This window comes from Pseudomonas sp. KH_017 (genome assembly GCF_057840285.1).
On sequence record NZ_CM174509.1, the window covers coordinates 1,628,306 to 1,643,409 of the forward strand.

At 62.0% G+C, this 15,104-nt stretch carries 11 protein-coding genes; all 11 read left to right on the plus strand.

From position 1 onward, the window contains the following. Positions 1–11: 11 nt before the first annotated feature. The 11 genes from flgJ (at position 12) to AC3IT6_RS07405 (ending at position 15,098) form a co-directional block, all read left to right on the plus strand. Positions 12–1,298 (plus strand): flagellar assembly peptidoglycan hydrolase FlgJ, encoded by a 1,287-nt coding sequence (flgJ, locus tag AC3IT6_RS07355; RefSeq protein ID WP_489354750.1) that lies wholly within the window; start codon positions 12–14, stop codon positions 1,296–1,298. A 23-nt stretch (positions 1,299–1,321) separates the two neighbouring features. Then, positions 1,322–3,367, plus strand: a complete 2,046-nt coding sequence (gene flgK / locus AC3IT6_RS07360; protein ID WP_489354751.1) for a flagellar hook-associated protein FlgK — start codon at positions 1,322–1,324, stop codon at positions 3,365–3,367. 13 nt (positions 3,368–3,380) lie between these two features. Continuing rightward, complete coding sequence (locus tag AC3IT6_RS07365) at positions 3,381–4,952, plus strand: flagellar hook-associated protein 3 (protein WP_489354752.1); 1,572 nt, start codon at positions 3,381–3,383, stop codon at positions 4,950–4,952. Between the two features lie 115 nt (positions 4,953–5,067). Continuing rightward, a complete protein-coding gene (locus AC3IT6_RS07370; protein WP_489354753.1) occupies positions 5,068–8,661 on the plus strand; it encodes a glycosyltransferase in 3,594 nt (1,197 codons plus the stop codon). A 280-nt stretch (positions 8,662–8,941) separates the two neighbouring features. Continuing rightward, complete coding sequence (gene rfbF, locus AC3IT6_RS07375; RefSeq protein ID WP_223441194.1) at positions 8,942–9,715, plus strand: glucose-1-phosphate cytidylyltransferase; 774 nt, start codon at positions 8,942–8,944, stop codon at positions 9,713–9,715. Continuing rightward, on the plus strand, positions 9,697–10,779 hold the full coding sequence (rfbG, locus tag AC3IT6_RS07380; RefSeq protein ID WP_489354754.1) for a CDP-glucose 4,6-dehydratase: 1,083 nt from the start codon (positions 9,697–9,699) through the stop codon (positions 10,777–10,779). The genes rfbF and rfbG overlap by 19 nt, the downstream gene beginning before the upstream one ends. Continuing rightward, positions 10,776–11,336 carry a dTDP-4-dehydrorhamnose 3,5-epimerase family protein gene (locus tag AC3IT6_RS07385; RefSeq protein WP_489354755.1) on the plus strand — a complete coding sequence of 187 codons (561 nt, stop codon included), beginning with the start codon at positions 10,776–10,778 and terminating at the stop codon, positions 11,334–11,336. The genes rfbG and AC3IT6_RS07385 overlap by 4 nt, the downstream gene beginning before the upstream one ends. Beyond that, positions 11,333–12,559: a methyltransferase domain-containing protein gene (locus tag AC3IT6_RS07390; RefSeq protein ID WP_489354756.1), complete on the plus strand. Its 1,227-nt coding sequence runs from the start codon at positions 11,333–11,335 to the stop codon at positions 12,557–12,559. Before AC3IT6_RS07385 ends, AC3IT6_RS07390 begins: the two co-directional genes overlap by 4 nt. After that, positions 12,556–13,677: a DegT/DnrJ/EryC1/StrS family aminotransferase gene (locus AC3IT6_RS07395; RefSeq protein ID WP_489354757.1), complete on the plus strand. Its 1,122-nt coding sequence runs from the start codon at positions 12,556–12,558 to the stop codon at positions 13,675–13,677. Before AC3IT6_RS07390 ends, AC3IT6_RS07395 begins: the two co-directional genes overlap by 4 nt. Further along, the gene (locus AC3IT6_RS07400; RefSeq protein ID WP_489354758.1) at positions 13,674–14,339 is read left to right on the plus strand and encodes an acetyltransferase; all 666 of its coding nucleotides are present in this window, start codon (positions 13,674–13,676) and stop codon (positions 14,337–14,339) included. Before AC3IT6_RS07395 ends, AC3IT6_RS07400 begins: the two co-directional genes overlap by 4 nt. Positions 14,340–14,369: 30 nt before the next feature. Beyond that, positions 14,370–15,098 (plus strand): cephalosporin hydroxylase family protein, encoded by a 729-nt coding sequence (locus AC3IT6_RS07405; RefSeq protein ID WP_489354759.1) that lies wholly within the window; start codon positions 14,370–14,372, stop codon positions 15,096–15,098. Positions 15,099–15,104 lie beyond the last annotated feature (6 nt).

The window sequence follows — 15,104 nt, forward strand, 5'->3', positions numbered from 1 at the left end:
GGACGGCCATCGTGGATATGCGCAAGAGCGGTCTGGTCAGCAGCAGCGATTCGGGCTCCTATTCGGACCTCAATCGTCTGAATCAGCTGAAAGTCGGCGACAAGAACAGCGACGGCAACATGCGCAAGGTGGCGCAGGAGTTCGAGTCGCTGTTCATCGGTGAGATGCTCAAGTCCATGCGCTCGGCAACCGATGCGCTGGGGCAGGACAATCCGATGAACACCCCGGCGGCCAAGCAGTACCAGGAAATGTACGACCAGCAACTGGCGGTTTCCATGTCCCGCGAAGGCGGCGGTATTGGTCTGGCCGACGTGCTGATGCGCCAGATGTCGAAGAACAAACCGATGGCGCCGGGCGAGGCGGCCGCTGCATCGCTGGCCAAACAAGAGGCCGCCAAGGCGGCCGTGCAAACACCGGTGGCAGCGGGCACGGTTGCGCTCGACGGGCCGTTGTCGCGGGTCAACGGCCAGCGTCCGTTGTGGGCTTCGCGTTCAGTCCATACGCCACAAGAAGCGGGCGAGGGTGCTCATCGCAATGACATGGCGCTGATCAATCAGCGGCGCCTGGCGCTGCCGCCGAAACTGGCCGACCGTTTGCTGGCGGGGCTGGTACCTTCGGCGACGATCGCCGTTGCAACAGTCAAGGCAACCCAATTGCCGCAGCGCACGACCAGCACCGGTACCGGTCCGTTGTACAACGGCGACTGGCTGGCGAATGCGCAGCAAGCCTCCAGTGGCGGCATGCAGATCTACGGTCGCGCCATGGCGCAGATTCCTCTGGCTCCGGCGAAGAAAGCCTTCAGTTCCGCCGACCAGTTCATCAACACCATGTTGCCAATGGCCAAGGAAGCGGCGGCCCGGATTGGTGTCGATCCACGTTACCTGGTGGCCCAGGCGGCCCTGGAAACCGGCTGGGGCAAGTCGGTCATGCGTGCTCAGGACGGCAGCAGCAGCCACAACCTGTTCGGCATCAAGGCCGGCAATAGTTGGCAGGGCAACTCGGCGCGGGCGATCACCAGCGAATTCAGGAACGGGCAGATGGTCAAGGAGACGGCCGAGTTCCGTTCCTACGACTCCTACAAGGACAGTTTCCATGACCTTGTGACTTTGCTGCAGACCAATAATCGCTATCAAGATGTCGTGAAGTCGGCCGATAACCCAGAACAGTTTGTACGCGAGTTGCAGAAGGCCGGTTACGCAACCGACCCGGACTACGCAAGCAAGATTTCGCAGATAGCCAAGCAGATGACGAGTTACCAGAACTACGCTGCGGCGGGCGTTTCCACCACGCCTTTATAGGCACAAGGATTAAGGTCTGAATCATGAGTTTGCTCAATATCGGGATGTCGGGGCTCAGTGCTGGCCATAACTCGTTGGTGACGACCGGCAACAACATTGCCAACGTCGACACCGCCGGGTACTCGCGCCAGCAGTCTGTGCAGAGCACCAAAGGCTCGATTCAGTACGGCAACGTGTTCATCGGCACCGGCACGACGCTGGCCGATGTGCGTCGCGTGTATAACTCCTACCTCGATTCGCAGCTGCGTACCGCGACCTCGCTCGACAGCGAAGCTACGTCGTACAACGCACAGGCCACGCCGCTGGACGCTACGCTTTCCGATAGCAACACCGGGTTGACCGGTGTGCTGCAAAAGTTCTTCACCTCGATGCAAGGCGTTTCGACCTCGGCCACCGACGACACGTCCCGCCAGTCGGTGCTGACCGGCGCTCAGGCCCTGTCCGCCCGCTTCAATTCGATCGCCAAGCAGTTGAACGATCAGAACACCAACCTGAACGGCAGCCTGGGCGACATGGCGGATCAGGTGAACAAACTGTCCACCACGATTGCCACGCTCAACCAAAAGATTTCCGAGCTCTCCACCGGCACCAACCAGCCAAACGACCTGCTGGACTCGCGCAACGAAGCCGTGCGCCAACTGTCCGAACTGGTCGGTACCCAGGTGGTCGAGCGTGGCAACAGCTACGACGTCTACATCGGCAGCGGCCAGCCCCTGGTGGTCGGCAACACCACCAATACACTGCAAACCGTGCCGAGCCAGAACGATCCATCGCGCATGGCGCTGCAGCTCAACCGTGGCTCCAGCACCATCGACGTGACCTCGGTGGTCAGCGGCGGTGAAATCGGTGGCCTGCTGACTTACCGCAAGGAAGTGCTCGACCCATCGCTCAATGAACTGGGGCGCGTAGCCCTGGTGGTGGCTGACCAGATCAACAGCCAGCAGGCGCAGGGCATCGACAAGAACGGTGATTTCGGCGCGGCGATCTTCAACAACATCAACAGTGCCGCCCTGGTCAGTCAGCGAAGCATTGCGGCGGGTGGCAACAGTGCCGGCTCCGGCAACCTGGATGTCACCATCAAGGACACCGGCAAGCTGACCGCCAGCGACTATCAGGTGACGTTCACCAGCGCGACCAACTACACCGTCAAGCGCTCGGACGGCACCGACATGGGCGCGTTCAGCACCACGACCACCCCGGCTCCGGTGATCGACGGCTTCAGCCTGAACCTCAACGGCGGTGCACTGAGCGCCGGCGACTCGTTCAAGGTGACGCCGACCCGTGGCGCGGCGGCCGGTATCCAGACCGTGCTCAGCGACCCGAAAAAAATCGCCGCGGCAGCACCGTTGACCGGCGTGACCAGCGCCAACAACACCGGCACCTACACCCAGCCGGCGCTGACCAGTACCATCGACATCTACAACCCGACGGCCCAGGCAGAAATGCAGACCGCGCTCAAGAACTCGACGCCGGTCAAACTGGTGTTCGGCGCGGCCAGCGGCGGTAGCCAGAGCTACAACATGGTCGATGCCAAGGGCAACTCGATCGGCACCGGCACCATCGTTCCCGGCCAGAGCAACACCCTGAACCTGAAAGTGGGCATGGTCGATGCCAGCGGTGCGCCGATCATGGACACCAGCGTCACGCCAGCCGTGCAGAAGACCTTCACCGTGCAGACCACGGTCGGCGCCACGCCCGCCAGCGGCGAAAGCTTCACCATCAACCTGACCGGCGCGGCGTCTTCGGACAACCGCAACGCCCAGGCGCTGGTGGGGCTGCAAACCAGACAGACCGTAGACACCGGCACGGCGAGCAAGGGCATCAGCCTGACCGATGCCTACAACAAGCTGGTGACCAACGTCGGCGCCAAGGCTGCCCAGGGCAAGTCCGACAGCGACGCCACCACGGCGATCCTGGACAACGCCAAAGGGGCACGGGATTCGAACTCCGGGGTCGACCTGGATGAAGAAACCGGCAACCTGGTCAAGTACCAGCAGTACTACACCGCGTCTTCGCAGATCATCAAGGCTGCGCAGGAAATTTTCACCACGCTGATCAACAGCCTTTAAGGAGTCGTAATTCATGCGCATTTCCACCGCCCAGTATTACGAAATCACCGCTGCCAACTACCAGCGCAACTTCAACAAGGCCATCGCGACCAGCAACGAAATCAGCAGCCAGATCCGCGTCAACACTGCCGCCGATGATCCGATCGGTGCCGGTCGTTTGCTGCAACTGGGTCAGCAGAGCGCGATGCTTGGTCAGTACGGCACCAACATCAACACCACCAAGAGTGCGTTGAGCCTGCAGGAAACGACGCTCGACTCCATCGGTACCGCTTTGCAGCGCGCCAAGGAACTGGCCCTCGCCGCCAGCAATGGCATTGCCACCGACGCGGACCGCAAGGCCTATGCGTCGGAGTTGGGCCAGATCCTGCAACAAGTGCTGGGCCTGATGAACACCAGGGACTCGAACGGCAACTACCTGTTCTCCGGTTCGAAAACCGACACCGCGCCTTACTCGCAGAACTCCGACGGCACCTACAGCTACAACGGTGACCAGACCACCATCGACCTTGGCATTGGCGATGGCATGACGGTCGGGACCAACACCACTGGCTGGGATGCGTTCCAGCAGACCATCAATACCAGTCGCACCCAGACCACCATGACCGCTCCGGCGGTGGATGACGGTCGCGTGGTGCTGTCCAACGGTACGGTCGGCACCAGCTCCACCTACAACGCGAAGTTCACGGGCGGCCAGCCCTACACCGTCAGCTTCCTCAGCAGCACCCAATTGAAGATCACCGACGCGCTGGGCAACGACGTCACCGCCGAAGCCAGCCAGAACGGCGTGATCAGCAACTCCAATGGTGCCAACCAGACGGTCAGTTTCCGTGGTGTCGACCTGAAGTTGAACATCAACCTCAAATCCACTGATACCAACCCGGATGCGGTGATCGCCGGTCACAGTTTCAATCTGTCTTCCACGTCGGACACCTTCAACGCGTCGCGCAGCGCCGGTAACCCGTCGACCGCGGTCATCACCGGTTCCAGCGTGACCAACCCGACGGATTACACCAACGCCTTCCCGTCGGGCGGGGCGATCCTCAAGTTCACCAGCGCCACCAATTTCGACCTGTATGCCGCGCCGATCACTGCCGACAGCAAGCCGGTGTCGTCGGGCACCATGGTGGGCGGCAACGCCACTGCGGCGGGCGTAACGTTTGCCCTGGGTGGCGGCACCCCGGCGTCCGGCGACCAGTTCGTGATTCAGAACAACAACCATCAGACCCAGAACGTGCTCGACACCCTGGGCCAGATGATCACCGCGCTGAACACGCCGATCGACGGCGACCCGGTGGCCAAGCAGAAGTTACTGGGGGCCATGGAATCGGGAATGGGCAACATCGACAGTGCGGCCAACCAGATCGGCTCAGCCATCACCACGATCGGTGCCCGCGGTCAGGCACTGGATAACCAGACCGCGACCAACGAGAGCCTGACCCTGGCGAACAGCGCGAGCCAGAAGTCAATTCGCGATTCGGACCCGGCTGAACTCATGACTCGCCTGACCTTGCAGCAGACCATGTTGCAGGCGGCGCAGCTGGCGTTCAGCAAGATTTCCCAGCTGGGCCTGTTCAACAAGATCTGACGGTGGTCGGGCGCGCAGGCGCCCGATGGCCTTGCCCCTTCAGTATTTATCGTCTTTTTTGCGGTAACAAAGGGCTCGCTTTTCAGGGCGGGCTCGCGCCGCCTGTGAGCCCGCCGTGAATTCACTTCCGCTTGTCAGCCTGGTCATTCCCGCCTTCAATCCGCGCTTTTTCGGTCGTGCCTTGCACACGGCTGTGAGCCAGAGCTACGGCAATCTGGAGATCATCGTTTGCGATGACAGTCGTGGTCAGGAGATCGAAGACATCGTGGCGTCGGTGGTCGAGCAGGGCGCGACCGTGCGCTATGTGCGTAACCCGCGGACCCTGGGGCTGGTGGGTAACCTGCAGGCTTGCCTGGAGCAGGCGCAGGGCGAGTACATCAAGTTTCTGTGTGATGACGACCAGTTGTTTTCCGCCTGCATCGAGCGTCAGGCCCAGGTGCTCATCGATTGTGCCGACGTCAACCTGGTGGTCGCCCAGCGCCTGCTCTGGGATGCCGACGACATGCCGCTGCCTTCGCGCCTGGAAAACACCCCGCTTTCCCCGGTGGGCGGGGTATTCAAGGGCGAGGACCTGCTGGCGATCTTCGAAAACTTCCCGGTCAACATCCTCGGTGGTTTCAGCAACGCCATGTTCCGTCGGGCTGACGTGCTCGAACTGTTCCCGGCACTGACGCAGCCCGGCCATTGCTTCGTCGCGACCCTCGATTTCGCCTTGTACGTCTGCCTGATGCGGCGCGGCAACCTGGCGGTGTCCAATCACGTGCTCGGCGTCGAACGCCTGTACCCCGAACGTTTGAGCAGCCAGCAGTCGATGAAGGACGCAGCCGAAACCGAACGGCAATGGCTGTCGCAGATGCTCAAGGCCCGTAGCGGCGAATCAGCGCCGGCCCAGGGTTGGGTGCGCTATGTGCCACTGACCAAAGTGGAAGAGTCACCGCGGGTTTGGGAAGAGTTGCCGTTGAGCCGGACCCTGGGCACCAAGCAGACCACCCAGGACTGGCATGTCGGCATCGCCAGTGTCAGTTTCGCGCAACTGTATGCCCAGTGGTTGGCGTGCCGCAGTCTCACCGACGGTCAGCGCGAGCTACTGGCGGATACGTTGGAGGCTTGGCCAAGCAGACCCAGAATCGTTCCGGTCATCATCGATGAGCAAGGCAGCCGTTCGGCACTGGAGCTCACTCTGCAATCGCTGGCGGATCAGGATTACGCCCCTGAACTGACGCTGGTGCTGTCGGCATCGTGCACAGAAGCCGTGCTGGACGAGCGAGTGTTCCGCTTGCCGTTGCAGGACGACTGGCAGCAGCAGATCAACGCCCTGTTGCCGCAACTGGAAGGCACTGGCTGGTTCTATCTGCTGCGTGCCGGTGATCGTCTGGTGGCGCCGGCCTTGCTGGTCATGGCTGAACGCATTGCGCTGTCGCGCTCGCTGACCTGCCTGTACAGCGACGAAGGTGGGCTGCATCAGGGTGAGTCGGCCGAACCTGCATTCAAGCCGGACTTCAACCTGGACCTGATGCGCAGCTATCCCTACGTGGGGCGAGCGCTGGCATTCGAGCGCGAACAGTTCCTGGCGCTGGGTGGTTTCGATTCGGTGTACGGCGAACTGGCGCCACACGATGTGTTGTGGCGAATGGTCGAGAGTGCAGGCACGCACGTGGTCGGGCACATTTCGGAGGTGTTGCTGGAGTCGGCGTTCGACCTGGCCAAATGGCTGTCGCTACCGCAAGTGGTGGACAGCAATCCGCGGTTGCTCGAGGCGCACTTGCAGCGCCTGGGTGTCGCCCACGACATTCGCCAGGGCAGTTCGGCGCTGCTCAATCGGGTCGATTATCAGCATGCTGATCGGCCGCTGGTGTCGATCGTGATCGTCAGCAAGGATCAGACCCTGGCGTTGCAACGCTGCGTCGAGAGTCTGCTGGAGAAAACCGCCTACGGCGAATACGAGTTGCTGTTGGTGGACAACGGCAGCGAGAGCGCCGAGGCGCTTGACTGGTTCGCCGGCATGGCGCAGTTGGGCAGCGAGCGGATCCGGGTGCTGCGCTGCGAGTTGCAGGGCAATGCGGCGGCGGTGCGCAACTTCGCCGTGCAGCAGGCGGCTGGCGAGTACGTGCTGATGCTCAACCCCTACACGGTGATCACTCAGGCGCAATGGCTGGGTGAACTGCTCAATCATGCGCAGCGTCCGGAAGTCGGCGTGGTGGGGGCCAAGCTGTTCAACCCCGATGGTCGCGTGCTGCATGCCGGCCTGATTCTCGGGTTGCAAGGGCCGGCCGGGATGCCGTTCCATGGTGAGATGCTGCACGCAGCGGGGTACATGTACCGCTTGCAGGTCGCTCACAATTTCAGTGCCGTCGGCGGCGATTGCCTGATGGTGCGCAAAGCGGTCTTTGACGTCGTCGGTGGTCTGGATGAGCAGGGCCTGGCGCAGTCCCTCAACGAAGTGGACCTGTGCCTGCGGGTTGGCCAGGAAGGTTATCTGGTGGTGTGGACGCCTCACGCGCAACTGGCCTTGGGCGCGCAACCGGCGGTGGCTGCGCAAGAAGGTGACCAGGCCCGGGGCGAGCAGGAGCAGGAAGTTTTCTATAAGCGCTGGCTGCCGATCGTGGCCCGTGATCCGGCCTACAACACCAACCTGGCGTTGCAGGGATTGGGCGGGGCAAGCTTCAGTCTCGAGCCCGGCTTGCGATCCGGTTGGAGCCCGTTTTCCAAGTCTCAGCTGCCGAAGATTCTCGCGTTGCCGGTCAACGCGTCCGCCATCGGCCATTACCGGGTCACGCAACCGTTGATCGAGCTGGAGGCCGCCGGCAGGGCGCACGGGCGGATTCATTACAACCTGCCGACCATCATCGAAGTCGAGCGCCATTCGCCTGACGTGATCATCTTGCAGGGGCGCTATTCCGAAGGTCCGATCAACGAAATCCCGAGCCTGCAAAAATACTCCAGCGCACGGCGCATCTATGAGCTGGATGACTTCGTGATCAACGTTCCGCACCGCAATGCGCATATCCGCAATATGCCGGGCAAGGACGAAATGGAGGCGCTGGTGCGGCGTGCCATCGGCATGTGCGATCGCGTGGTGGTCTCCACCGAGCCGCTGGGTAACGCGCTGTTGGACATGCATCAGGACATTCGCGTGGTGCCCAACATGTTGGCGTCGCACTTGTGGACCGATCTGCGCAGTCAGCGTCGCACATCGAAAAAGCCCCGGGTCGGCTGGGGGGGCGGCACCAGCCACCACGGTGACCTGGCGGTCATCGCCGATGTGGTTCGCGAACTGGCCAATGAAGTCGACTGGGTATTCTTCGGCATGTGCCCGGACGATTTGCGCCCGTACATGCATGAGTTTCACGGGGTGATCGGGCTGGATGTGTACCCGGCCAAACTGGCCAGCCTGAACCTGGATCTGGCATTGGCGCCGTTGGAGTTCCACATCTTCAACGACTGCAAGAGCAACCTGCGCCTGCTGGAGTATGGCGCCTGCGGTTACCCGGTGATTTGCACCGACACCGAAGCCTATCGCGGCTACCTGCCATGCACCCGGATCAAGACCAACTCCACGGATGAATGGCTGCAAGCGATCCGCATGCACCTGGCCGATCCGGACGCCAGCTATCGCATGGGCGATGAGTTGCGCGAGATCGTGCTGCGTGACTACGTGCTGCGCGGCGACAATTTGCGCTACTGGGAAAATGGCTGGCTGGCGGACTGACCGTTCGCGCATCGATCCCGACCAGGCAGGCGACGTTGAGTCGCCTGCCTTTTTTTTGCCGCCAGACTTTGCAATCAGCGTTGAAAATGCCCGCCAAGCATTGCCCGGTAGCGGATTGAAAGAGCTGGCGCGTTTCCTGCAAGTCCCCCTTATATCGCCATAAAACGAGCACTTCCGGTGAGTCCGGATGCGCCCTGAACGGCGGCAGGTTTAACCCTGATGGCCCGCAAAAGCTTGATACAGCTTGGCTGAGCCCTGTGACGAACAAGAGAGGAAGGGGATGAAGGCAGTTATTTTGGCGGGTGGCCTGGGTACGCGGATCAGCGAGGAGTCGCACCTCAAGCCAAAGCCGATGATCGAGGTCGGCGGCAAGCCAATTCTCTGGCACATCATGAAACAGTACTCCGCCCACGGGATCCACGATTTCGTGATCTGCCTTGGCTACAAGGGCTATGCGATCAAGGACTTCTTCGCCAACTACTTTCTGCACACCTCCGACGTCACGTTCGACATGTGCAACAACCGCATGGATGTTCACCAGAACTACAGCGAGCCGTGGCGCGTCACGCTGATCGATACCGGCGAAGAGACCATGACCGGTGGCCGTTTGCGCCGCGCCCGACGCTACCTCGAAGACGAAAAGGCCTTTTGTTTTACCTATGGCGACGGCGTGTCTGACCTCAATATCGGCGCGTTGGTGGATTTCCATCTCCAGCACGGAAAACTGGCGACCGTCACCGCAGTGCAACCACCCGGCCGATATGGCGCGCTCAATCGCGATGGCGACCGTGTCCTGGGCTTCACCGAAAAGCCTCGCGGCGATGGTGGCTGGATCAATGGCGGGTTCTTTGTCCTGTCGCCCAAGGTGCTGCCGCTGATCGACGGCGACGAGACCTCGTGGGAGTCCGGCCCGCTGGACGGCCTGGCCGAGCGCGGTGAGCTCATGGCGTTCCAGCACGACGGTTTCTGGCAACCGATGGACACCCTGCGTGACAAGAATCACCTGGAAGCGTTGTGGCAGAGCGGGGAGGCCCCATGGAAGCAATGGGGCTGAGCCCGCAATTCTGGCGCGGCAAGCGGGTGCTGGTCACCGGCCACACCGGGTTCAAGGGCAGTTGGCTGACGTTGTGGCTGCAAAGTCTGGGTGCCGAGGTCAGCGGGTTTTCCCTCGATCCGTCCACCGAGCCGAGCCTGTTCGAACTGGCGCGGGTGCATGAAGGCATCAACGATCAGCGCGGCGACTTGCGTGACCTCGGGGCCTTGCTGGAGCTGATCGCCGAGGCCCGGCCGGAAATTGTCCTGCACCTGGCGGCCCAGCCGCTGGTGCGCGAAGGTTATCGCGACCCGTTGGGCACCTATTCCAGCAACGTCATGGGCACGCTCAACCTGCTCGAAGCGATCCGTCAGGTGGGCGGTGTGCGCGCCTGCGTGCTGGTAACCACCGACAAGGTCTACGCCAATCAGGAATGGCTGTGGCCGTACCGCGAAAACGAAGCGTTGGGCGGTCACGATCCCTACAGCAGCAGCAAGGCTTGCTGCGAATTGCTGGCGCAATCCTATGCCGCCTCGTTCTTTGCGCCGCAAAAGCACGCCGAGCATGGTCTGGCGCTGGCCACGGCGCGCGCCGGCAACGTGCTCGGCGGTGGCGATTTCGCCCCGGAGCGGCTGATTCCCGACGTGCTGCGGGCGTGGTCGGCGGATGAACCCGTGACCTTGCGCTATCCGCAGGCGGTGCGCCCATGGCAGCACGCGCTGGAACCGCTGGCCGGCTATCTGCAATTGGCTGCCGGCCTTTACGAGCAAGGCCCGCAATTCGCCGGGGCGTGGAATTTCGGTCCTGGCGAAGCGGATATGTGCAGCGTCGGTGAAGTGGTCGAACTGCTCGCCAGCCGCTGGCCGCAGGCACGCGGGCTACGCATCGAACCGAGCGATTTGCATGAGGCCGGCCTGCTGCGCCTGGACAGCAGCCGCGCCCGTCAATTGCTCGGCTGGCAACCGCGCTGGTCGTTGCAGCAGTGCCTGACCCAGACCCTGGATTGGCATCTGGCGTGGCAGAACGGCGATGACATGCGCGCCATCAGCCTGGCGCAATTGAACCTGTACCGAGGCGCGCTGTGAGTGAATTTCTGCTGAAGGCGTTGCCGCTGAGTGGTTTGTTCTGCGTGCAGCACAAACGCTTCGAAGACGAGCGCGGGCACTTTTCCCGGTTGTTTTGCGAAGGCAGCCTCGGTGCGTTTGGCCAGGCGTTTCATATCCGCCAGATCAATCACTCCTGCACCCGCGAACGCGGCAGCGTGCGTGGCCTGCATTACCAGAATGCCCGTGCGCCGGAAGCCAAATTGATCACCTGCCTGCGCGGTGAAGTCTGGGATGTCGCGGTGGATCTGCGTCCCGACTCCGAGACCTTCCTGCACTGGCACGCCGAACACTTGCGTGCCGGTGATGGCCGCAGCCTGTTGATTGCGGCCGGGTTCGCCCATGGCTTCCAGAGCCTGAGCGCCGACGCCGAGCTGCTTTACCTGCACAGCAACGACTACACGCCGGAACACGAAGGCGGGTTGTCGGTGCTCGATCCACGGCTGGCGATTGCCTGGCCGTTGCCTGTCAATAATCTGTCGGCGCGCGATGCGAGTCATCCGGCGCTCGATGAACACTTTGCCGGAGTGCGTCTATGAACTGCCGTGGTTGCGCGACTGCGCTGACCCTGCCGCTGATCGACCTGGGCACCTCGCCGCCGTCCAACGCCTACGTGCGTGTCGACCAGCTGGAGCAGGCCGAACAATGGGTGCCGTTGAAGGTTGCCGTGTGCCAGCAGTGCTGGCTGGTGCAAACCGAGGATTACACCAGCGCCGACAGCCTGTTCGATGCCGAGTACGCCTATTTCAGTTCGTTCTCCAGCACCTGGCTGGCCCATGCCGAGCGTTATGTGGTCGAGATGGTCGAACGCTTCGGCCTGAGCGCCGACAGCCGTGTGGTGGAAGTCGCGGCCAACGACGGTTACCTGTTGCAGTACGTGGCCGGGCGTGGCATCCCTTGCCTGGGCGTCGAGCCGACCCGCAGCACCGCGCAAGCGGCGCGGGAAAAAGGCCTGGAGATCCGTGAACTGTTTTTCGGTCGCGACACCGCCGCGCAACTGAAAAGCGAAGGCTGGGGCGCCGACCTGATGGCCGCCAACAACGTGCTGGCGCATGTGCCGGACATCAATGATTTTCTCGGCGGCTTTGCGACCCTGCTCAAGCCGACGGGTGTGGCGACCTTCGAATTTCCGCAACTGCTGACGCTGATGGCTGGTCAGCAGTTCGACACGCTGTACCACGAGCATTATTCCTACTTGTCGTTGACCGCTGTGCAGACCTTGTGCGAGCGCAATGGCCTGCAAGTGTTCGACGTCAGTCAGCTCCCGACCCATGGCGGTTCGCTGCGGGTGTTCGTCCAGCGGCTGGACGGCGAGCGTCGCCAAGTGCAACCGGCGGTCCGGCAACAACTGCAGGCGGAACTCGCCGCCGGGGTGAAAACCCCTGAGTTCTACGCGACCCTGGCGCCCGCCGCCGAGCGCATCAAGCATGACCTGCTGCGTTTCCTGTTGCAGGCCAGGGCCGATGGCAAGCGCGTGGTCGGCTACGGCGCCGCCGCCAAGGGCAATACCCTGCTCAACTACGCCGGGGTCAAGCCGGACCTGCTGGCCTGGGTGGCCGATGCCAATCCGCACAAGCAAGGCAAATACCTGCCCGGTAGCCGCATTCCGATCGTGTCGCCGGCACAGATCGACATCGAAAAACCGGACTACGTGCTGGTGCTGCCGTGGAACCTGCTGGATGAGATCACCCAGGCCTTTGCCGGCATCCGTGCATGGGACGGTCGTTTTGTCATTGCCATTCCCGAGTTGATCATTCGATGAGCCGAATTCATTACACCAAACCCAGTGTCGGTGAGCTGGAAGCTGACTACGTACTCGATGCCGTCCGCCATGGTTGGGGAGAGCGCTGCTACGAGTACCTGACGCGCTTCGAAAAGTCCTTTGCCGAGCACCTGGGTGCGACGTACGCGATTGCAACGTCCAGTTGCACCGGCGCGTTGCACATGGGCATGGCGGCGCTGGGCATCGGTGCCGGCGATGAGGTGATCCTCGCCGATACCAACTGGATCGCCTCGGCCGCGCCCATCACCTATCTGGGCGCGACGCCGGTGTTCGTCGACGTGCTGGCCGACAGTTGGTGCCTCGACCCGCAGCAGGTTCGCCGGGCAATTACCCCACGGACCAAAGCGATTCTGGCGGTGCATCTCTACGGCAATCTCTGTGACATGGATGCGTTGCTGGCCATCGGTCGCGAGTTTGGCCTGCCGGTCATCGAAGACGCGGCCGAGGCTATCGGTTCGCAATGGCGCGGTCACGCGGCCGGCTCCCTGGGTGCGTTCGGTGCGTTTTCCTTTCACGGCACCAAGACCATGACCACTGGCGAAGGCGGCATCTTCGTGACGTCGGACAAGGCCCTGTATGACCGCGTACTGACCCTGTCCAACCATGGCCGGGTGGCCGGAAGCAGCAAACAGTTCTGGCCGGATTTCCTCGGTTTCAAATACAAGATGAGCAACCTGCAAGCGGCCGTCGGTTGCGCACAGGTCGAGCGGATCGACGAGTTGATCGAACGCAAGCGCGCGATCTTCGCCCACTACGCCGAGGCGCTGGCGTCGTTGCCGGGCTTGTCCATGAACCCTGAACCGGAACACGCGCGCAACGGTTACTGGATGCCCACCGTGGTCTTTGACCGCGAGCTGGGGATCACGCGGGACATGTTGAGCGCAGCCTTCCAGGCCGCCGATATCGACGCACGGGTGTTCTTCTGGCCGCTGTCGGCCTTGCCGATGTTCAGCCAACTGACGGCCGACTCGCCCGTGGCGCATTCGCTGCCGGAGCGCGCGATCAATCTGCCGAGTTACCACGACATGACCGATGACGATCAGCACCGGGTCATCGAGGTGTTGCGCGCGCTGGTACTCAAAAGGACCCGGCTATGAAGGTTTACCTGCTGGGGGCAGCCAATCCTGAAGCGGTACGGATGATCCTCACCCTGCAACGCAGTCAGCCGGACGTGCAGTTCGCCTTTCTCGATAACGATCCGGCCAAGCAAGGCACGCTGTTTCATGGCGTACCGGTGGTGGGTGGTACCGACAAGGTGGCCGAGCTGAAAGGCCCCGACGCACGCTTTGTCAATTTGATCACCGGCAGCACGGCGCTGCGTTACCGGACCACCTGCGAGATCGTCGAGGCCGGCGGCACCCTGGGCAACTTCATCCACCCAGGCATCGATCTGACGATGATCACCATGGGCGTCGGCACCTATCTGCAAGAGGGCGTGATCATGCAGGCGCAAGTCAGCCTGGGTGACAACACCAGTATCAGCGCCGGCAGCGTGGTCGGGCATGAGGGGCAGGTCGGCCATTCGGTGTTCATGGCGCCGGGCGTCTGCATTGCCGGTTGTGTCGAGATCGGTGACGGCACCTTCATCGGCACCAACGCCACGATCCTGCCGCGTTTGCGCATCGGTCGTTGGGTCACCATCGGTGCGGGCGCCGTGGTGACCAGAGACGTTCCAGACTATGCGGTTGTGGTGGGCAGCCCCGCCAGGACCATCAAGACCAATCCTGCTTCCTTTCAAGACGGTCGGGTTTTCAAGTAACCACCGCGACTAATTTCCGGAGAGTCTGTAATGAATCCTCATGAGCAGTTTCGTGAAGAAGTAAAAGACAACATCGAAGGCCTGCAACAGGACAAAGCCTTGCAAGCCACGTCGCTGGACTGGGTTGGCACCACCGCCAGGCATAAGTACACCTACAACTTCAGCTGGATGGGCCGCCCGATCATTCAGTTCCCCCAAGACATGGTCGCCATGCAGGAGATCATCTGGGCGCTGCGGCCGGACATCATCGTCGAGACCGGTATCGCCCACGGTGGCTCGCTGGTGTTTTACGCCTCGATGCTGGAACTGATCGGCCATGGCGAAGTGCTGGGCGTCGACATCGATATCCGCCAGCACAACCGTGAGGCGATCGAAGCGCACCCGATGAGCAAGCGGATCCGGATGATCCAGGGTTCGAGCATTGATCCGGCGATCGTCGAGCAGGTTCGCCAGCGCGTCGAAGGCAAGACAGTGCTGGTGGTCCTGGACTCCAACCATACCCACGAACACGTACTCGAAGAGCTGCGTGCCTATGCACCGATGACCTCGGTGGGCAGCTACTGCGTGGTGATGGACACCGTGGTTGAAGACATGCCGGAAGACGCCTTCCCGGACCGTCCGTGGGGCAAGGGCGACAACCCGAAAACTGCGGTATGGGCCTACCTGGAAGAAAACCGCGATTTTGAAATCGATCAGGCCATTCACAGCAAGCTGCTGATCACCGTCGCGCCGGATGGCTACCTGCGTCGCGTGCGGTAATCGACA